Origin of the sequence: Jiangella ureilytica (assembly GCF_004348545.1) — a bacterium.
GTDB lineage: Bacteria > Actinomycetota > Actinomycetes > Jiangellales > Jiangellaceae > Jiangella > Jiangella ureilytica.
The window spans coordinates 25957-45511 of record NZ_SMKL01000033.1; the positions used below are offsets into that span (position 1 = coordinate 25957).

At 72.7% G+C, this 19555-nt stretch carries 17 protein-coding genes and 1 pseudogene; 1 reads left to right on the plus strand and 17 read right to left on the minus strand.

Translation table 11 applies throughout. The features are described 5' to 3' along the window. The first annotated feature begins 57 nt into the window (after positions 1–57). Entirely contained in the window at positions 58–1287 is a 1230-nt protein-coding gene (locus E1212_RS15750; protein WP_131984091.1) for a hypothetical protein, read from the plus strand. Between the two features lie 2 nt (positions 1288–1289). Here the strand turns inward: E1212_RS15750 and E1212_RS15755 are convergent, their stop codons facing one another. The 17 genes and pseudogenes from E1212_RS15755 to E1212_RS15830 all read right to left on the minus strand — a co-directional run bounded on the left by E1212_RS15755 (position 1290) and on the right by E1212_RS15830 (position 19527). Next, the gene (locus E1212_RS15755) at positions 1290–2342 is read right to left on the minus strand and encodes a dihydrodipicolinate synthase family protein (RefSeq protein WP_131984093.1); all 1053 of its coding nucleotides are present in this window, start codon (positions 2340–2342) and stop codon (positions 1290–1292) included. Continuing rightward, on the minus strand, positions 2342–3358 hold the full coding sequence (locus E1212_RS15760) for an NAD-dependent epimerase/dehydratase family protein (protein WP_131984095.1): 1017 nt from the start codon (positions 3356–3358) through the stop codon (positions 2342–2344). The genes E1212_RS15755 and E1212_RS15760 overlap by 1 nt, the downstream gene beginning before the upstream one ends. A 91-nt stretch (positions 3359–3449) precedes the next feature. Continuing rightward, positions 3450–3587, minus strand: a complete 138-nt coding sequence (locus tag E1212_RS29480; protein ID WP_162605498.1) for a hypothetical protein — start codon at positions 3585–3587, stop codon at positions 3450–3452. A gap of 127 nt (positions 3588–3714) precedes the next feature. Further along, a complete protein-coding gene (locus E1212_RS15765; protein ID WP_131984097.1) occupies positions 3715–4893 on the minus strand; it encodes a DegT/DnrJ/EryC1/StrS family aminotransferase in 1179 nt (392 codons plus the stop codon). Further along, positions 4890–5669, minus strand: coding sequence for an amidohydrolase family protein (locus tag E1212_RS15770; RefSeq protein ID WP_131984099.1), 780 nt, complete (start codon positions 5667–5669; stop codon positions 4890–4892). The genes E1212_RS15765 and E1212_RS15770 overlap by 4 nt, the downstream gene beginning before the upstream one ends. Next, positions 5666–6388, minus strand: a complete 723-nt coding sequence (locus tag E1212_RS15775) for an amidohydrolase family protein (RefSeq protein ID WP_131984101.1) — start codon at positions 6386–6388, stop codon at positions 5666–5668. The genes E1212_RS15770 and E1212_RS15775 overlap by 4 nt, the downstream gene beginning before the upstream one ends. A 7-nt stretch (positions 6389–6395) precedes the next feature. After that, on the minus strand, positions 6396–7274 hold the full coding sequence (locus E1212_RS15780) for a carbohydrate ABC transporter permease (protein ID WP_203416894.1): 879 nt from the start codon (positions 7272–7274) through the stop codon (positions 6396–6398). Next, positions 7271–8176, minus strand: coding sequence for a carbohydrate ABC transporter permease (locus tag E1212_RS15785; protein WP_131984103.1), 906 nt, complete (start codon positions 8174–8176; stop codon positions 7271–7273). Before E1212_RS15785 ends, E1212_RS15780 begins: the two co-directional genes overlap by 4 nt. Positions 8177–8218: 42 nt before the next feature. Further along, positions 8219–9469, minus strand: coding sequence for an ABC transporter substrate-binding protein (locus tag E1212_RS15790; protein WP_203416895.1), 1251 nt, complete (start codon positions 9467–9469; stop codon positions 8219–8221). A 71-nt stretch (positions 9470–9540) separates the two neighbouring features. Then, positions 9541–10392 carry a ribosomal RNA small subunit methyltransferase A gene (locus tag E1212_RS15795; protein WP_131984105.1) on the minus strand — a complete coding sequence of 284 codons (852 nt, stop codon included), beginning with the start codon at positions 10390–10392 and terminating at the stop codon, positions 9541–9543. Positions 10393–10633: 241 nt separating this feature from the next. After that, a complete protein-coding gene (locus E1212_RS15800; protein ID WP_203416896.1) occupies positions 10634–11143 on the minus strand; it encodes a Uma2 family endonuclease in 510 nt (169 codons plus the stop codon). A gap of 130 nt (positions 11144–11273) precedes the next feature. Then, entirely contained in the window at positions 11274–12914 is a 1641-nt protein-coding gene (locus tag E1212_RS15805; protein ID WP_131984109.1) for an ABC-F family ATP-binding cassette domain-containing protein, read from the minus strand. A gap of 138 nt (positions 12915–13052) precedes the next feature. After that, positions 13053–14816 (minus strand): aspartate--tRNA ligase, encoded by a 1764-nt coding sequence (gene aspS / locus E1212_RS15810; protein WP_131984111.1) that lies wholly within the window; start codon positions 14814–14816, stop codon positions 13053–13055. Between the two features lie 204 nt (positions 14817–15020). Further along, positions 15021–16544: an Rv2578c family radical SAM protein gene (locus E1212_RS30010; protein ID WP_203416897.1), complete on the minus strand. Its 1524-nt coding sequence runs from the start codon at positions 16542–16544 to the stop codon at positions 15021–15023. 96 nt (positions 16545–16640) lie between these two features. Further along, positions 16641–17417, minus strand: a complete 777-nt coding sequence (locus E1212_RS15820; RefSeq protein ID WP_162605499.1) for a maleylpyruvate isomerase family mycothiol-dependent enzyme — start codon at positions 17415–17417, stop codon at positions 16641–16643. 178 nt (positions 17418–17595) lie between these two features. After that, positions 17596–18794 (minus strand): annotated as a pseudogene (gene hisS, locus E1212_RS15825) (histidine--tRNA ligase); the annotation flags it as partial. 67 nt (positions 18795–18861) lie between these two features. Next, positions 18862–19527, minus strand: a complete 666-nt coding sequence (locus E1212_RS15830) for an MBL fold metallo-hydrolase (RefSeq protein WP_131984117.1) — start codon at positions 19525–19527, stop codon at positions 18862–18864. Positions 19528–19555: the final 28 nt, after the last annotated feature.

The following is a 19555-nucleotide window of genomic DNA, read 5'->3' on the forward strand; positions in this document are numbered from 1 at the left end:
AGGTGTCGATCGTATCGGCCCGGCCCGAAATCTGGACCGGGTGGCTAGAGTTGTCGCATGGACACCTCGATCGGCGTGGTCGGGCCGCACGACCTGGTCGGCGACGTCGCCGCGGTGTGCGCGGAGCAGCCCGGCGTGCGGGTGGTCCCGTTCCCCTACGACCACGAGACGTCGGCGCCGAGCCTGGTCGCCGAGCACGCGCCCGAAGTCGACGGCTGGCTGTTCACCGGCGTCGTTCCCTACACCCTGGCGCATGGAGCGCTGACCCGGCCGGCGGCGTTCGTCGACTACAGCGGTTCCACCCTGCTGCAGGCACTGGTCTGGCTGCTGCGCGAGGGCCGCGACGTCACCCGCATCTCCGTCGACACCCTCGACGCCGCGCAGGTCCGCGACACCCTCGCCGAGGCCGGTGTGCCCACCGCCGAGGTCCGCACACTCCCCTACCGCGCCGGCACCACGGCCACCGACTTCGCCGCGTTCCACCGCAAGCACGCCGGACGGGTGGCCGGTGCCGTCGCGGTCACCTGCCTCGCGTCGGTGCACGACGAGCTGGCCGGCGAGGTGCCGGTGCTGCGGCTGGCGCCGTCGCCGCAGTCGGTCCGCATCGCGCTGCGCCAGCTGCTGCTCGCGGCCGCGGGCCAGATCCAGGAGGACGCACAGCTCGCGCTCGGCCTGGTCGAGATCCACCCCGACGGCCTCGACGACCTCGCCCGCGAGGCCGCGCTGCTGGGCGGCGCGGTGGCGTCGTCGGCCGACGGCGTCGCGCTCATCGTCACGACGCGCGGGCCGCTGCACGGCGCCACCCACGGGTTCACGGCGCTGCCGCTGCTGCACCGGCTGGGCGACCGGCACGACGTCGTGCGCATCGGCTTCGGCCTCGGACACAGCGGCGCCGAGGCGGAGCGGCTGGCACGGCGCGCACTCGCCCGGGCACGCAGCCACGGCGACGTCGCCGCCGTCGTGTCCGCGCGCTACGAGCTCGACATCGTGCTCGAGGCGGTGCCGCCGGCGGCATCCGACGGCGTCTCCGCCGATCAGAGCCGCGCGGTCGTCGCCAGCCGGGTCGGGTTGTCCGTGGCCACGCTCGACCGGCTGCGCGAACTCGCGACGACGTCCGGCGACCGGCCGCTGACCACCCGCGACGTCGCCGACGGTCTGGGCGTGCAACTGCGCACCGCCCGCCGGCTGCTGCAGCGGCTCGAGCTGGCCGGGCACGCCGAGCGGTCCGGCAGCCTCGACTCCGGCGCCATAGGGCGGCCGCTGACGCTCTACCGCGTCACGCTCTGACGTCACCGCAGCCAGCGGTCGAGTCGCTCGGCGATGAAGTCGTCGTCGCGCAATTGCGGGTAGCCGGCCCAGATGCGGTCGATCTCGGCCAGCTGGCCCGGCGACAGCGTCTCGTCCTCGTCCAGGCACCACAGGCCCGCCAGCAGTCCTTGGCGGCGCAGCACCTCGTGCAGGCCGGGGATGCTGCCGTGGAAGGCGTTGGCGGCGTCGAACAGGACGGCGTTGGCGTCGGTGAGGACGGGGTTCAGCGCGAGCAGCCGCCGCAGCGCGCCGTCGTCGCCCTGCTTGGCCTTGCGTGCGAGCTCGACGGTCTCGACGGCGCCGCGGACCCAGACCGACCACTGGCCGAGCAGGCCGCCGACGATCTCCAGCCGCTGCCCGCCCACGTCGTAGGTGGTGAGCAGGTCCATGACGATGTGGTCGTCGTTGCCGGTGTAGAGGGTGAGGTCGCCGGCCCGGCCGGACGCGGCGACGCCGTGGATCACCTCGAGGGTGGCGTACCGGTCGAACGGCGCGATCTTGAAGCCTGCGACGGACCGCTGCTCGGCCAGCCGGCGCCAGAAGTGGCGCCCGAGCACGCGGCCTCCGACCGCGGGCTGCAGGTAGAACCCGATGACCGGGATGACCTCGCCGACGGCGCGGGCGCGGTCGAGCAACTCGTCCTCGGTGGCATCGCCGGTGCCGTACGGCGTCAGCAGGGCGAGGTCGTAGCCCAGGCCGCGGGCGAGCTCCGCCTCGGCCACCGCCTGCTCGGTGGGGCCGACGATGCCGGTGACGAGCACCGGGCGGGTGGCGCCGGCGACGCCGTCGCCGTCGTACTCGGCCGCGGTCTCGGCGGCCAGCTCCAGCACCGGGGCGAGCAGGCCGCGGCCCGGCTCGTGCACGGCGAACTGGGTGGTGTGGACGGCGACGGCGAGCCCGGCGGCGCCGGCCTCGACGTAGTAGCGCGAGAGCGCCCGCTGCCGCCGTTCGTCGAGCTTGCGGTCCTCGTCCAGCGCCAGCGGGTGCGCCGGGATGACGCCGCCGGCGCGGAACCGCTGCAGCGCGCGGGCCATCAGAACTTCCCGTCGCGGCGGTTGAACTTGGTCGGCTTGCCCAGCGTGGGCAGACCGGCGCGGACCCAGCGCGCCGTGGCCCCGACCAGCTCCGGCACCGTCACGTCCGGGTAGCCGAACAGCGCGTGGCAGCGCTGGGCGTTGCCGAGCAGGGCCGTCGGCTCCTCGGTGCCGGTGAAGGTCACCGGCTTCTCCAGCACCGCGGACAGGTCGGTGGCCAGGCGCCGGACGCTCAGCGTCTCGGGGCCGGTGACGTTGAGCAGCAGCGGCGGGGTCGACACGTGCAGCAGCGCCCGCAGCGTCGCCTCGTTCGCGTAGCCCTGCCAGACCAGGTTGAAGCTGCCCATCGTCACGTCGACCGGCTCACCGGCCTCGATGGTCTGCGCGATGTCGACCAGCACGCCGTAGCGCATCTCGACCGCGTAGTTGAGCCGGATGAACGCCATGGGGGTGCCGTCGCGGCGCGAGGCGGCCTCGAGGACCCGCTCGCGGCCGAGGCAGGACATCGCGTACTCGCCGACGGGTCCCGGCAGGGTGTCCTCGGTGGCGCCGCCGCTGCCGACGCCGACCATCGGGTAGACGTTGCCGGTCGACAGCGCGCTGATGCGGCTGCCCGCGTACCGCCGCGCGACCCGGCCGGGCAGGTAGACGTTGGTCTCCCAGGTGCCGGACTGGTTGCCCTCGGTGCCGAACTTCGCGCCGACCAGATAGACGACGTTGGGCACGTCGGGCAGAGCGGCCAGGGCGTCGTCGTCGCCGACGTCGGCCGCGATCACCTCCGCGCCCGTGGCCCGCATGGCCTCGACGGCGCCGGGCGCGCTGTAGCGCGACACGGCGATGACGCGGGCGCCGGTGCCGGCCGCCTCGATGCCCCGCACGGCCAGCCGGGCCAAGCTGACGCCCAGTTTGCCGCTGGCGCCCAGGATGACGATGTCACCGTCGAGGCGGCGCAGGTCCTCCACCAGGTCCGGCCGTGGCCGCGAAAGTCGCTCCTCGAGCTCGTCGATGCTCCGCACCCGCACACCCCTCCGTTATGGTACTTACGGGCCAGACCGTATTTCGCCGAGCAGGATGCTGTCAAGGTGTGCTCTCGGGGTGATACGGGTGCTATTCGGCGGCCAGACCTGCGCCGAAGACGATGGCGAAACCCACCGCGAACCCCGCGGCGGAATGGTCGAAGACCAGGGCCAGGACCAGGCCCAGCCCGAACGCGACCATGAACCTCTTGACCAGCTTCTGACCCATCGCCACTCCCTGCAGTGGTGGGGACAACGCTGGTTCCATGATCGGCCAGGCCGCCCGGAGCCGCGCAAGCGAAAGTCTCACATTGAGGGACGGGCCGCGGTGGTTCGTCCGTGTGTGTCGGGGTACGTCACCGCCCCGGGACGGCACGATCGTCGCCGAACACGCGGCGCGCTGCCGCCACGACGTCGTCCGCGCCGTCGGGCCCGGCCATCAGCTGCGGCTGGCGCAGCCAGAACACCGACGCTGCCGCCGCCTCCGCACCCGGCGCGGGCAGCGCGCGAGCCCGTGCCCGCAGCGGCTCCAGGCCGCCCAGCGGCGGGTAGCCGTCGTCGACGGGCACGCCCTCGGCGGCCAGCGCGCGGCTCACCCAGTCGCGGTCCACCGGCGTCGTCGCCCGCAGCATCAGCAGATGCCGCGAGTCCGCCGTCGTCCCGGGCGGCTGCGGCACCACCTCGACCGGCCGGTCCGTCGCGGCCAGGCCGTCGGCCACCCGGCGTGCGAAGGCGTCGCGGGCGGCGACCTCGTCGTCCAGGCGGTCCAGCCACGGCAGCAGCAGCGCCGCCTGCAGCTCGGTCATGCGCAGGTTCCAGCCGACGTCGGCATGGTGGTACCAGGCGCCGTCGCGGACCCGGCCGACGTTGCAAGCCGACCAGGCGCACGCCGCCAGGTCGTCGTCGTCGGTGACGATCAGGCCGCCCTCGCCGGCCGTCATCGCCTTGCTGGACTGGAAGCTGAACGTGCCGGCCGTCCCGTGTGCGCCGACCGGCCGGCCGCGGTAGGACGCGCCGTGGGCCTGTGCGCTGTCCTCGACGACGGCCAGGCCGTGCTCGGCCGCCAGCGCCAGCAGGTCGGTGAGCGGCGCCGGGCTGCCGGCGAGGTGGACGGGCATCACGGCCCGGGTGCGAGCGGTCAGCGCCGGCCGGACGGTGTCCGCCGTGAGGTGCAGGTGGACGGCGTCGACGTCGGCCACGACCGGCACCGCGCCGAGCAGCAGCACCGCCGTCGCGCACGCGACGAAGGTGTACGCCGGGACGACCACCTCGTCGCCGGGCCGGACGCCTGCCGCCCGGAGCGCCACGAACAGTGCCAGCGTCCCGTTCGTCAGCACGATGCCGTGCCGCGCCCCGTGCCGCTCGGCGAACTCGGCGGCCAGCCGCTCGCACAGCGGGCCGGACGTCGCGCCCCAGCGGCCGCTGTCGACCACCTCGGCCAGCAGCGTGCGCTGGGCGTCGCTGGTGGGCGGCGGCCAGGACGGCCAGGGGGCACGGCGGACGGGCTCGCCGCCGTCGATCGCGAGTGTCGTCATGGCGTCTCCTGCGAGGCGATGATGAGGCGCCGGCCCAGCAGCCGGGCGGCGTTGCCGCCCAGCACGAGCGCGCGGTCGGCGTCGGACAGCTGGGCGAGCCGGACCTTCCCCAGACCCAGCCGGGGGTCGAGGAAGCAGGCGTCGGTGCCGAACAGCACGCGGTCGGCGCCGGCGACCGCGACCAGCCGCTCCAGCCAGCGCGTGGTGAGCCGGGAGCCGCAGATCTCCAGGTACAGGTTGGGTTGCGCGGCGGCCAGCCGGGCGGCGCGGTCGAAGCCCTCCTGCCACAGCCCGGCGTGGCCGACGAGGATCGGCAGCGTGGGGTGCCGCCGGGCCAGCTCGGCGAGGTCGGCGGGGTCGGAGTACGGCGACCCCGTCTGCCCGTGCGACAGCACCGGGACGCCCGCCGCGGCGGCCAGCTCGAGCAGCGGCCGGTACCGAGGGTCGGTCGCGGCGCACAGGTGGGTGTCCGGGTGCAGCTTGAGACCCCAGACGCCCGGGTGGTCGAGCTGGTCGCGCAGCAGCGCGACGGCGTCCGGGAGGTGCGGGTCGGCGACCAGCCAGACGCCGACGCGGCCCGGGTGCCGGCCGGCCTCGGCCAGCGCCAGCTCGTTGCCCGCGACGGTGTCGCGGCCCACGGCGACCAGATGCGAGATCCCGACCACGTCGATGCCGATCTCGGCGTTGACGTCGACCAGCCAGGCCGAGTCCGGCTCCGGGACGAAGAAGTCGGCCCAGCCACCGACGTGGCCGTGCGCGTCGACGACGGGGCTCACGAGGACTCTCCCCTGCTCAGCGCCGCGAACGAACCGGCCGCGATCAGCTCGACGTCGGCGTCCGGCAGCCGCAGGTGCTCCAGCTGGAACCTAGGCCCGGCGTCGTCCCACACCGGAGCGCCGGTGCCGAACACGAGCCGGTGCGCTCCGCAGCGCCGGGCCAGCCACTCGACGGCGCCGGCCGCGGCGAGTGTCCCGGTCTCGGCGTAGACCCCGGGGTGGACGTCCAGCAGCTCGGCCAGTTCGCGCAGGCACCGGTAGCCCGGCGAGAGCACCAGCACCCGCAGCCGCGGCACCGCCGCGACCACGGAACCGACGCGGTCGAGACCGGTCTCGTGGGCGTCGAGTGCCAGCGGGATCCCGGCCGCGGCCAGCTCGTGCCACCAGCGCAGCGCCACCGGCCCGGTCAACGCGAACCGGTGCCGCACCGGACAGGCCCGCACCATCGCCGGCGCGGACTCGACGACCACGCCCGGCTCGTCGGGCCAACCCGCACCCGGCACGGCGGGGAGGATCACCGGGACCGTGGTCAGCCGCTCGTGGCCGGCCCCGGCGGCGTGTTCGTGTGCGGGGTCGCCGTACAGCCCGTGGCTCGGCGTCACGGCGGCGCCGTCGATGCCGAGCCGGTCCAGCTCCGCGAGCATCCCCGCGACGTCCACGGATGGGACGTGGTCGCCGGGCACCGACCCGAGCAGCCGGTGGGCGTCGAAGATCCGCACCGTCCGGTCAGCCCTTCAACCCGGTGGTCGCGATGCTGTTCACGAGGTACCGCTGGAGGACTCCGAAGATCACCAGGCACGGGATGACACTGATGGCCGCCGACGCCATGACGCGCGCCCGCGCGACCGTCTCGGCGTTCAGCGTCGACAGCCCGACCGTCAGCGTGCGCATCTCGTCGGTCTGCGCGATGACCAGGGGCCACAGGAAGTCGTTCCAGTGCCACAGGAACACGAAGATGCCCAGCGTCGCCAGGACCGGCTTGGTGAGCGGCAGCACGAGCCGCCAGAACACCGTCCACTCCCCCGCGCCGTCGATCTTCGCCGCGTCGAACAGATCGTCCGGCAGCCCCTTGATGAACTGGCGCATCAGGAACACCGCCTGCGAGTTCGCCAGCGTCGGGACGATCAGGCCCCAGAACGTGTTCACGCCCTCCATCTTCGACACCAGGACGAACATGGGGATCAGGGTGGCCTGGAACGGCACCATCAGCGTCGCGAGGAACGACCACATGAGCGCGTTGCTGCCGGGGAACCGCTTGCGCGCGAACGCGTAGCCGGCCATCGCCGCCGTCAGCAGGATGACGGCGACGGAGACGATCGAGTACACGAACGAGTTCAGCGTCCAGCGCAGGAACGACGACGCCGACAGCACCGCCGACAGGTTGTCCAGTGTCACCTCGTCGGGCAGCTGGTCCGGGATCGTCTGGGCGCCCTCGGGGCTGAGCGCCAGCACGAACACCGCGACGAACGGCAGCACGGTGAAGACCGACGCCAGGATGAGCAGGACGGTCAGCCAGATGTTCGCGCCGGACCACCGGCGGCGACGGCGGCCCGGGCCGGGCGGTCGCGTCGCCGCCGGCGCGGGCGGTGCGGTGAGGGTGGTCACGTGTTCTCCCGGTCCAGGACGTACCGCTGCACCAGGGAGATCACGAAGACGACGACGAACAGCGTGACGCCGATGGTGGCGGCGTAGCCGAAGTCGAAGAACCGGAAGCCCTGGTCGTAGAGCATGTACACCAATCCGTACGACGCGCGGGCCGGGCCGCCGCCGGTCATGACGTAGATCGTGTCGAACACCTGGAACGCCGCGATCGTCTCGATGACCAGGACGAAGAAGATCACCGGGCGCAGCAGCGGCAGCGTGATCCGGCGGAACTTCGCCCACGGGCCGGCGCCGTCGAGCGTCGCCGCCTCCATGACGTCCTCGGGGATGTTCTTCAGCCCGGCCAGCAGGATGAGCATCGAGTACCCGAAGCTCTTCCACACCGACACCACGGCCAGCGAGCCGAGCACCATCGTCTGGCTGCCGGTGAGGAACGGCACGGGGCCGAGCCCGACGCCGTCCAGCAGCCCGTTGATCAGCCCGTCGGACTGGTACATCCAGATCCAGATGATGCCGGCCATGACGAACGAGGTCACGTACGGCAGGAACAGCAGGCCCCGGAACAGCCCGCGGCCGCGCACCACGTGATGCAGCATGGTCGCCGTTCCGAGCGACACCACCAGCGTCAGCGGCACGTACATGACCGCGTAGAGCAGCGTGACGCGCAGGCTGTCGAAGAACAGGTCGTCGTTGATCAGGCGGCTGTAGTTCTCCACGCCGATGAACGAGAAGTCCCCGCTCAGCCGGTAGTCGGTGAAGCTCATCCCGACCGCGCCCAGGCTCGGAACGAACCGGAAGATCACGAACAGCACGAGCATCGGCAGGACGAAGATCAGGCCCCAGCCCGGGTCGCGGGCGCGCTGCCGCCACGTCGGGCGAGTCACCGCGGTGCGTTGGTACGTCATACGGGTCTCCTCGCCCGCCGTGGGGCGTCGGCGGTCGTGGCGTCAGCCGCCACGGGCGATCAGGTCGCGGGCCTCCGTGGCGGCGTCGGCCAGCGCGTCCTCGGCCGACTTCGATCCCTGCAGCGCGGCCTGCAGCTGCGCCGACAGCACCGCCATGACCTGCCGGGCGCTCGGCGTCACCTCGCCCGGGATGGCGAACTGGAGCGCGTCGTTGAGCGCGGTCAGGGCGTCGTCGCCAGTGGGCGCGTCGACGTCGGTGCGGGCCGGGAAGGTGCCGGCAGCGTCGTTCAGGCGGGCGGAGACCTCCGGCGAGGCGATGTAGCCGGCCACCGTGTTCGCGGCCTCGTCGTCGTCGCTGATGCTGGTGAGGGCCAGGACACCCGGGATGCCGAAGCTCGCCTGCTCCTCGTCGGTCAGCGGAGCGCCGACCACGACGTTCTCGGCGCCGACCCCGGTCTTCATGTGCTCGATGTCGGTCGCGGTGAGGGCGTAGCCCATGGCCGCGGTCCCGGTCCCCAGCGGGCCGCCGTCGACGGCGTTCGCCTTCGTCGCCGCGTCCGCGGGGAGCCCGCCGGCCTCCTGCAGGTCGAGCAGGAACTGCAGCGCCGCGAGGCCCTCGGGGCCGTCGAAGGCGACGTCGGAGCCGTCCTCGGTGAACACCGAGCCGCCGGCCTGCCAGAGCAGCGGGTAGAAGCTGAGGTTCAGCGTCATCTCCGGCGAGCCGGAGTAGTCCATGACCGCGACACCGTTCGCCGCCAGCGCCGGCGCCGCGGCCAGCACGTCGTCCCACGTGGTCGGCGGCTCCGTGATGCCGGCGGCCTCGAACGCGGCCATGTTGTACGCCGTGGTGGTGCTGGTGTGGTAGATCGGCACCCCGTACAGCTCGTCCTCGAAGGTCACGACGTCCAGAGCACTCTCCAGGTACGCGTCGCGCTCGTCCTCGACGGCGTCGTCCACCGGCTTCAGTCCGCCGGTCACCTGGTACTGCAGTGTCTGGTCCGGTGTCAGCAGCACGAGGTCCGGACCCTGGCCGGATGCGATCGCGGTGGCGATCTTCTCGTCGCGGCCCTCCCAGGGCTGCAGCTCGATGGTGAGATCGATGTCGTCGTGCTCCGCCTCGAAGCCCGACTCCACCTGCTCCCAGAAGTCGATGCTGGCGTCCTGGTCCGCGATGACCGGGTACATCCACACCGTGACCTCGGCCGACCCGCCGGCCGTGTCGTCACCCGAACCCCCGCATGCGGCAACGGTCACCAGCGCCGCCAGACCGACCGCCATACCTCGAACTCGCACCGGAAACCTCCTCGCCCAAAGACCGGCAAATACCGGCCTGGGCCGAAACTATAGCTGACCGTCGAACACGGTCAAGGGCGATCCGTTCTTGTGCCGACGACCTCTCGGGCCAGGTCCAGCCAGGTCGAGGCGGGAATCGTGCCGGCGGCGGCCGGCGGATCGATGCCCGTGGACGTGAGCAACCGGTGGGCGCGCTTCTTCGGCACGTGGGCGCCCAGGACCTCGCGGGCCGCCCGGCCCGGCTGCCGGTAGGCGTCCTGCAGCAGCCGCCGGGCCAGCCGGGCCTGCGGCGGGGAGACGTCCGTGCGGCGCCGGATCACCAGGTGCGCGGAGTCGACCGACGGCGCCGGCGTGAAGCTGCCCGGCGTGACGCGGCCGGCGATGCGCAGCTCGAACCGCGCCTGCCACCAGGCGACCTCGAGGTCGCGCGGGTGCGTCGCCGTCATGCGCTTGGCGAACCCCCACTCGACCAGCAGGTCGGCCCTCGCGATCGCCGTTGCCTCCGAGTCCAGCACCCGGCGTAGCAGCGCCGTCGAGATCGCGTACGGGATGTTCGCGACGACGGCGTACGGCCGGTGCGGCAGCATGACGGTGCGCGCGTCGCCCTCGACGACGCGCACGCCGGCGTGGCCGGCGAACCGGCGCTGCAGCCGGGCGACGAACCTCGGGTCGCGCTCGACGGCGATGACGCGCGCGCCGGTGGCGGCCAGCGGCGCGGTCAGCGCACCGAGCCCGGCGCCGAGCTCGACGACCAGATCGCCGGGACCGGCCTTCGACGACCGGACCATGCGGGCGCTGACGGCGGGGTCGCGGAGCAGGTGGATGCCGGCGTGGTTGGGCGGGCTGGTCCGGGCGGCGCGGTTCTGCCGGCTCTGACGGTTCTGCTGGTTCTGGCGGGAATGGGTGCGGGCGTGGCGCGACATGGGCCATCACGACCAATCGGGAACGCGGGAGGACGAGGACGTCGAAAAGCCGCGCCGTGTGCCTCGGGTGTGATCACCGAGGGACGGACGCGACCGCGGCGTGCTCCCGCTACCGGCGTGGACCCGTCAGATCAGGTCGGCCGGTCGAACGCAGAGCTACGCCGTGACGGACAGGCGGGGACGCCAGTACGCCACAGCGCCGTTCTTTGTCACTCCCACGATTCCAGCTTAACGGGTGCGCTCAGCCGGACACCAACGATTTAGGCGTGACGGTGACCTCGAACGGCTTCTCCAGCGTGAGGCTCTGGCCGCCGGTGGCCCGTCCCACCTCGACGTACGCCCCGTCCTTCAGCTCGTATGCCAAGATCGATGGCTCGACCGGGTCGACGAGCCAGTACGACTCCACCCCGTGCTCGGCATAGACAGATGTCTTGAGCACCGCGTCATAGCGCCGGGTACTCGGCGACAGCACCTCGACCGCCAGCGTGAGCGGCGCGGTGATTCTGCGCTCGCCCACGTGGTCGCGCCGTAGGACTAGGACGTCCGGTTCGAGCGATGTTGTGTCGTTGGGCTGCCAGTCCAACGGTGCGATGTAGACCTTCATCGATGGGGTCGCTGCCGCCCGCAACAGGACAGCGAGCTCGAGCAGCGCCTCCTGGTGAATGGGCCGGGGCGACGGGCTCACGAGCAATGTCCCGTCGACCAGTTCGTAGCGCAGACCGTCGTCGGGGAAGTCCTCGAGGTCCGCCACGGTCCATCCGTCAACCGCCCGTGGCCGCTCCATCATGGTTGTCATGGTGCCCCCTTTCCGGGCTCTGTCGCCACTCAGCCTGTCCGGAGCCACCGGACCCCGCAAACGACTAAACGCGAATTGTGGATAACTAGCCGAGCAGCAATTCGTTGTGGACGACCTCGGCGCGTTCGCCCTGCCAGCGGCGCCGCGCCCAGCGGTCGTGGGTGACGACGACGACTGCGAGACCGGCGCCGTCGACGGCCTCCTCCAGCTCCTCGACCAGGCCGAGCGACAGGTGGTTCGTCGGCTCGTCGAGCAGCAGCACCTGGGGGCGGGTGACGAGCAGCCTGGCCAGCGCGAGCCGCCGCTGCTGCCCCACCGACAGCGCCCCCACCGGAGTCGCCAGCGCGGGACCGGGCAGCAGCCCGAGCCCGGCCAGCTCGGCCTGGTACTCGCCGGCCGGACCCGGGCGGCCGGCGGCGAAGGCCTGCACCGCCGTCAGCGACGGGTCGGGGAAGCTGCCGGTCTGGGGCAGCCACCCGATCCGCAGCCGGCGCGAGCGCAGCACCTCGCCGGTCTCGGGCTCCAGCACCCCGGCCAGCACCGCGAGCAGTGACGACTTGCCCGAGCCGTTGCGGCCGGTGACCATCAGCCGGGTGTCGGCGGTGACGTCGAGCGCGCGGGCGGTGATGCGGCCCGGCACCTTCACGTCGCGCACGGCGACCAGCACGCCGTCGGGCACGTCGGCGCTCAGGGCGGCGTCGAACGTCAGCAGCCGCGGCGGCTTCGGGATGCGCAACTCCTCGAGCCGGCGCAGCCGCATCTCGGCGTCGCGGACCCGTCGCGACACCGCGGCGTCGACCTTCTGGCCGAGGAAGTGCGCGACGAACTTGTCGTTGTCGCGGCGGCCGCGGCCCTCGTGGCCGACCCGGCGGGCGTCCTGCTTGACGACGGCGCGGGCCTCGTCGACCTCGTCGGTCCAGGTGGCGTACGCCTGCTCCCAGCGGGCCCGCGCGGCCTCCTTGCCGGCCAGGTAGTCGGTGTACGTGCCGGTGTAGCGGGCCGGGCCGATGTGCGGCGTTCCGTCGCGCCCGACCGTCAGGACGGGGTCGAGGTCGAGGATCGACGTCGCGACGCCGTCGAGGAAGGCGCGGTCGTGCGAGACGATGACGACGGCGCCCCGGTACTCGCGCAGCGCGTCCTCGAGGAAGGCGATGGCGTCGTCGTCGAGATGGTTCGTCGGCTCGTCCAGCAGCAGCACGTCGGGTGCCGTGACCAGCGCGAGCGCCAGCGCCAGCCGCGAGCGCTGGCCCCCGGACAGCGTGCCGAGCGCCCGGTCGCCCGCGATGCCGGCCAGGCCCAGCCCGGCGAGCGCGCGCGCCGCCCGTGCGTCGGCGGCCCAGCCGTCGCGGTGCTCGAACTCGGCGAGCAGGTCGCCGTACTCGTCGAGGACGGACTGGTCGCCGCCGGCCAGCCGCGCCTCGGCCGCGCGCATGCGCTCCTCGAGCACGCGGAACTCCGCGAGGGCGGCGTCGACGGCGCCGTCGACCGTGCCGCCGTCGGGCAGGTCGGGCTCCTGGGTGAGGTAGCCGAGGGTGCCGTGCCGCTCGACGGTGCCGGAGTCGGGCGCCTCGACCCCGGCGGAGAGTCGCAGCAGCGTGGACTTGCCGGCCCCGTTCTCGCCGACGATGCCGAGGCGCTCCCCCGGGCCGGCGTCGTAGCCGACGCCGTCGAGGACCGGACGGCCGGAGTAGGCGATGGAGAGCGAACGAACGGAAAGGAGAGACACGTGACCGACCTCGGCGAGGTTCGACGGGAGCCCGCCGGGTGGACACACCTCGGGCGCGGGCGGGAGTCGCTGGTCAGATCACATCGCGAACGATGATGCCACTCCCGCTCGCGCCCGGGCAAATGGAATTCCGGAAGGTCAGGCGTCGGCCTTCTTCTCCGGGACGGCGTCGATGCCGGCCTCCTTGCGCTGCTGCGCCGTGATGCGCGCCGGCGCCGCCGTCAGCGGGTCGTAGCCGCCGCCGGTCTTCGGGAACGCGATGACCTCGCGGATCGAGTCGGACCCGGCCAGCAGCGCGGTGATGCGGTCCCAGCCGAACGCGATGCCGCCGTGCGGCGGGGCGCCGAACTTGAACGCGTCGAGCAGGAAGCCGAACTTCTCCTGCGCCTCCTCAGCACCCAGGCCCATGACGCGGAAGACCCGCTCCTGCACGTCACGACGGTGGATACGGATCGAGCCGCCGCCGATCTCGTTGCCGTTGCAGACGATGTCGTAGGCGTAGGCGAGCGCGCCGCCCGGGTCGGTGTCGAAGGTGTCGAGCGACTCCGGCTTCGGCGACGTGAACGCGTGGTGCACGGCGGTCCAGGCACCGGCACCGACGGCGACGTCGTCGGTCTCGTCGACCGGCTCGAACAGCGGGGAGTCGACCACCCAGGTGAACGCCCAGGCGGACTCGTCGATGAGCCCGGCCCGGCGGCCGATCTCGAGCCGGGCCGCGCCGAGCAGGTTCTGCGAGAACCGCCGCGGGCCGGCTCCGAAGAAGATCGCGTCGCCGGGGACGGCGCCGACCAGCTTCGGCAGGCCGGCCCTCTCGTCCTCGGACAGGTTTTTCGCGACCGGGCCGGACAGCTCGCCGTCGGCCCCGACCAGCACGTACGCCAGGCCGCGGGCGCCGCGCGCCTTGGCCCAGTCCTGCCAGCCGTCGAGCTCCTTGCGGCTCTGCGACGCGCCGCCCGGGAAGACGACCGCGCCGACGTACGGCGCCTGGAACACCCGGAACCCGGTGTTCGCGAAGTGCTCGGTGACCTCGGTGAGCTCCTGCCCGAACCGCAGGTCGGGCTTGTCCGAGCCGAACCGGTCCATGGCGTCGTGGTAGGTCATGCGCGGGATCGGCGTGCTGATCTCGTGGCCGACCAGCGCCCACAGCGCTCGGAGGACGCGCTCGGCCACCGCGATGACGTCGTCCTGCTCGACGAAGCTCATCTCGATGTCGAGCTGGGTGAACTCGGGCTGGCGGTCGGCGCGGAAGTCCTCGTCGCGGTAGCAGCGGGCGATCTGGAAGTACCGCTCGAGCCCGGCGACCATGAGCAGCTGCTTGAACAGCTGCGGCGACTGCGGCAGCGCGTACCAGGACCCCGGGCGCAGGCGGGCCGGCACCAGGAAGTCGCGCGCCCCCTCGGGCGTCGAGCGGGTGAGCGTCGGCGTCTCGACCTCGACGAAGTCCTCGGCCAGCAGGACGTCGCGGGCGGCCTTGTTGACGGCGCTGCGCAGGCGGATGGCGGCGGCCGGCCCGGAGCGGCGCAGGTCGAGGTAACGGTACTTCAGCCGCACCTCCTCGCCGACGTCGACGTGGTCGTCGATCTGGAACGGCAGCGGCTCGGCCTCGCTGAGCACCTCGACGGTGTCGGCGACGACCTCGATCTCGCCGGTGGGCAGGTTCGGGTTCTCGTTGCCCTCGGGGCGGCGGCCGACCTGGCCGCTGACCTTGATGCAAAACTCGTTGCGCAGCCCGTGCGCCACGGCCTCGTCGCGCACCACCACCTGCGCCACCCCGGACGCGTCGCGCAGATCCAGGAACGCCACTCCCCCGTGATCGCGGCGGCGGGCCACCCAGCCGGTGAGGGTGACGGTCTGGCCGGCGTGGCCGGCACGCAGGGTGCCGGCCTCGTGGGTGCGGAGCACGGGTGTTCCTCCGGGAAGCGGTGTGGTGTGCTGACCCGCCGATCCTACGGAACCGCGCCACGCCCCGGCGAGGCGATTCCCCCAACCCCGTTGATCTTGGAGCAACTGCGGAATCGATCGGGCATTCCACCCGGGAACTCTGCGGTTACTCCAAGATCGACGTCAGGCCGCGGGGGGACGCGTTCGCGGCCACGGGGCCGCCGGTCAGAAGAGGGCGTCCTGGGCGGGCTCGTGCGGGGCCGGAGCCGGCGCGGGGGTGAGCCGGGTGCCCCAGCGTGTGCCGTGCAGCGGCCGCCGCCGGTCGTCGACCAGCGGCTCGTCGTCGTCGCGGAGCCGGAACTGCCGCAGGTGTGGCTCGACCCGGGCGCGCAGCCAGTCGCGGTAGCGCTGGTCGGAGTAGGAGCCGCGGTGGTAGAGCCGCCGGTACATGGGTAGCAGGTCAGGCCGGGTGGACTCGAGCCAGCCGAGGTACCACTCGCGGGCGCCGGGGCGCAGGTGCAGCGGGATGTGGCTGATGCCGGTGGCGCCGGCGTCGGCGACGGCCGCGACGAGCGCGGACAGGTGCTCCTCGGAGTCGGTGAGCCCGGGCAGGATGGGCGCCAGCAGGACGGTGCACGGCAGCCCGGCCGCCCGCACCGCGCGGATGAGATCGAGCCTGGCCTTGGGCGTCGGCGTGCCGGGCTCGACGGACTTGTGCAGCCCTTCGTCGAGCAGGGCGAGCGACACTCCGATGCCGACCTGGACGTGCTGGGCGGCGCGCTGCAGCAGCGGCAGGTCGCGGCGCAGCAGCGTGCCCTTGGTGAGGATGCTGAACGGCGTGCCGGACCCGGCCAGCGCCTCGATGATGCCGGGCATGAGCCGGTAGCGGCCCTCGGCGCGCTGGTAGGGATCGGTGTTGGTGCCCATGGCGACGTGCTCGCGGGCCCAGGTGCGCCGGCCGACCTCGCGCTGCAGCACCTCGGCGACGTTGACCTTGACGATGACCTGGCGGTCGAAGTCGTCGCCGGCGTCGAGGTCGAGATAGGTGTGGGTGTTGCGGGCGAAGCAGTTGTGGCTGACGACGCCGTGGGCGATGAAGTCGCCGGTGCCGGTGGTGAGGTCCAACATCGGCAGGTCGACGCCCATGGGCCGCACGTAGCTGACGGTCAGTGTGTCGTCGGGCCGCACCGCCGCGCCGACCACCCCACGGCGCAGCCCGACCAGCCGGTCGCGGGTGGTGAGGTGCGGCCGCGGCGGTTCGTCCTCGGCCGCCGCGGTGACGTGTTTCCAGCCATCGGGCGTGAGGAACCGGTGGTCGCCGCTGGCGACGATGGACTCGCCGCCGTCGAGCTCGACCCGGAAGGCCGGCTTCGTGGTGCGCCAGTGGTCGAGCACCTGGGTGCGCACCAGCCGCCGGCTGAGGCCCTGCTGACGGGTGCCGAGCACCTGGTCGCCCGGCCGGACCCGCGCCAGCGGGATGGTGGAGCCGTCGGCCATGGTGATGGGCGCGTAGCCGGACAGGCAGTACGTGCAGGCGTGGCTGCAGCCGCGGTACGGGTTCACCGTCCATCGGAACGGCACGTGGGAGGCTTCGGGCACCTTGTTCAGCGCCGACTTGGACGTCACCTCGTGGAAGGTGATGCCCTCGAACTCGGGTGTGCGCACGCTGCGGACCAGCCCGGCGATGCGCTGCAACCCCGGCAGCGCTGCCCCGTCGGTGACGGCGAGTTCCTGACCTTCCCAGCGCACGCATCCATTCGAACACACGTTCGGTCCCGAGGCAAGTCGGGACCGAACATGGGTGCCCGGCCTCGTTCGGCACCAGGCTGCCGAGCGCGGGCGCAGTCAGTCGCTGACCCAGTCCATGTGGTCGATCCAGAGGTCGAACAGGGCCCGATCGCCCTGCACCTCCACGCCAGGAGTCTCGTCGAGCGGGCGGCGCCTGCTGGTCACGAGCAGCAGGTCGGCGGCCGGGCCGCGGACCGTGACGTCCGCATCCCCGTGCACGTGTTCCAGGGCGACCCGGTCAGGTTCCCGGCGTGCCAGCCACTCTCCGGGGGCGTCGGTCGCGTGGAAGTGCAGGGTCTGGCCGTCGCCGCGCATCCCGTCGGCGAAGTTCGGCCGGTTCTCCCAGTAGCCGAGGGAGGTCATGTTGCGCAGCCAGTCGTCGACGGCGCCGACGGCATGCTCCGGCGCCAGCTCGTACCGCATGCCGAGCGCCGCCGCCGCGTCCGCACGATGCACACACGCCTCGCCGAACAGCCGGCGGGACCAGAACGGCACGCCCGCAGCGCCGCCGGACGGGTCCCACACCGGCGTGTCTTCGGCGACGGACTCGAACGCCTGCTTGGCCTCTGCCGCCCCGTCGTTCAGCCAAGCCCGCCACACGGTCGAATCGGCCGGACCCGGGACGTAGCGGGCGAAGGCACTGCTCGGCTCGGCCATCCGCTCGCCCACGAGCATCGTCACCATGCGTTGTACCGCGCCGACATGGTCGACGAGGTCGGCCAGCGTCCACTTCGGGCACGTCGGCACCGGGGCCGACGCGTCCCTGCCATGCACCCAGTCGGCCAACGTGCTCGTCTGTGCGACGACGACGTTCAGATAGGTGGACGTGTCCACGCTGCACCTCCGAAGTGCTTCACCATCGGATTCCCCAGGCGTGACCGACTGCGGATGAGCCGAGCGAATCACGAAGCTGCTTCAGATCCGCTTCATGCCGCTCCGCACCGATCCAACGGCGGGTGCAGCCTGGGTCGGCCGGCCGGCGCAGCCGTGGAGGACGCGCGCGGAGCGAGGGTCCTAGACGAGCCGCTTGAGGTGCGTGACCAGCTCGTTCACCGAGACGGCCTGCTGCTCTCCCGTCGCCAGGTCCTTCACCTGGGCCACGCCCTCGGCGAGGTCGCGCTCGCCGACGACGACGGCGTACTTGGCGCCGCTGCGGTCGGCAGCCTTCATGGCGCCCTTGAGCCCGCGGCCGCCGGTGGCGACGTCGGCCGCCACGCCCTCGCGCCGCAACGTCGTCACCAGGCCGAACGCCCAGGCCGCCGCCTCGTCGCCGAGGGGGACGGCGAACACCTGCACGCCCGTGGTGCCCGGTAGCGCCAGCCCTTCGGCCTCCAGGGCGAGCAGTGTGCGGTCGGCGCCGAGCGCCCAGCCGACGCCGGGCAGAGCGGGCCCGCCGATCAGCTCCGACAGGCCGTCGTAGCGGCCGCCGCCACCCACCGCGGACTGCGAGCCGAGGCCGTCGTGCACGAACTCGAACAGCGTGCGCGTGTAGTAGTCGAGCCCGCGGACCAGCCGGGGGTCGTCCTCGAACGCCACGCCCGCCGCCGTCAGCAGCGACCGGACGGTCTCGTGGTGGGCGCGGTCGGACGGCGACAGGAAGTCGGTGATGAGCGGCGCCTCGGCCAGTGCCTTCTGGATCTCGGGCCGCTTGTCGTCGAGCACCCGCAGCGGGTTGAGCTCGACCCGCCGCTTCGTCTCCTCGTCGAGGTCGAGGCCGCGCAGGTAGTCCTGTAGCGCCGCGCGGTACGCCGGGCGCGACTCGTGCGAGCCCAGCGAGTTCAGCAGCACCCGCACGCCCGTCAGTCCGAGCAAGCGGTAGGCGTCGACGGCCAGCACGACGAGCTCGGCGTCGCTCGCGGGGTCCTCGGTGCCCAGGATCTCGGCGCCGACCTGCGAGAAGTGCCGGTAGCGGCCCTTCTGCGGGCGCTCGTAGCGGTAGTACGAGCCGGAGTACCAGAGCTTCACCGGCAGCGCGCCGCGGTGCAGGTTGTTCTCGAGGACGGCGCGCAGCACCGGCGCCGTGCCTTCGGGCCGCAGCGTGACGTCGTCGCCGCCGCGGGTGGTGAAGGAGTACATCTCCTTGGTGACGATGTCGGTCGACTCGCCGACGCCGCGCGCGAACAGCGCCGTCTCCTCGAAGCTGGGCGTCTCGATGTAGCCGTAGCCGGCCGAGCGCAGCGGCGCGGCCATGGCCTCGCGGACGGCGAGCATGGCCTCGCCGCGCGGCGGCACGAGGTCGAAGGTGCCCTTCGGGGCCCGGAATTCAGCGTTCACGTGTCTACAGTCCTCGCAGGTACGGGTTGGATGCGCGTTCCCGGTCGAGGGTCGACGCCGGACCGTGGCCGGGCCGGACGGCGGTGGGTCCGGGCAGTCCGTCCCCCGATGCCAGGCGGGTCAGCGTGGCGCGCATGAGCGCGTCGTCGCCGCCGGGCAGGTCGGTGCGGCCGACGGTGCCCGCGAACAGGACGTCGCCGGTGAAGACGACGCCGTCGGCGGGCAGGTGGTACAGCGTCGACCCCTCGGTATGGCCCGGGGCGTGGAGGGCGCGCAGCACGACACCGGTGAGGTCCAGCTCGGTCTCGGCGCCCTCGAACGGGCGGACGTCGGGCGGCGGCGTCCAGCCCTCGACGAACTGCGCGAACTGCTGCGCCAGCTGCGGACCGAGCGAGCCGAGCGGGTCGGACAGCCGGTACGCGTCGTCCTGGTGCAGGTGGACGGGCAGCTCACGACGACGGCAGAGCTCGCTCAGCGCGTAGGTGTGGTCGAGGTGCCCATGGGTGACGAGGACGGCGGCCGGCTCGAGCGAGTGCTCGGCGAACGTCTTCTCGAGCTGCTCCTCGACTCCGATGCCCGGATCGATCACGACGCACTCGCGGCCGCCGTCGGGCGCCACGACGTAGCAGTTGGTGCCCAGCACGGGGGCGACGAGGGTGAGCACGAGCACCCACGAAGGTTACCGGCGGCCCACTCAT

Bases quoted from the DNA above. Each gene is read 5' to 3' on its own strand.
- E1212_RS15750 (WP_131984091.1), top strand. From the start codon at position 58: ATGGACACCTCGATCGGCGTGGTCGGGCCGCACGACCTGGTCGGCGAC.
- E1212_RS15755 (WP_131984093.1), bottom strand. From the start codon at position 2,342: ATGGCCCGCGCGCTGCAGCGGTTCCGCGCCGGCGGCGTCATCCCGGCG.
- E1212_RS29480 (WP_162605498.1), bottom strand. From the start codon at position 3,587: ATGGGTCAGAAGCTGGTCAAGAGGTTCATGGTCGCGTTCGGGCTGGGC.
- E1212_RS15765 (WP_131984097.1), bottom strand. From the start codon at position 4,893: ATGACGACACTCGCGATCGACGGCGGCGAGCCCGTCCGCCGTGCCCCC.
- E1212_RS15785 (WP_131984103.1), bottom strand. From the start codon at position 8,176: ATGACGTACCAACGCACCGCGGTGACTCGCCCGACGTGGCGGCAGCGC.
- E1212_RS15795 (WP_131984105.1), bottom strand. From the start codon at position 10,392: ATGTCGCGCCACGCCCGCACCCATTCCCGCCAGAACCAGCAGAACCGT.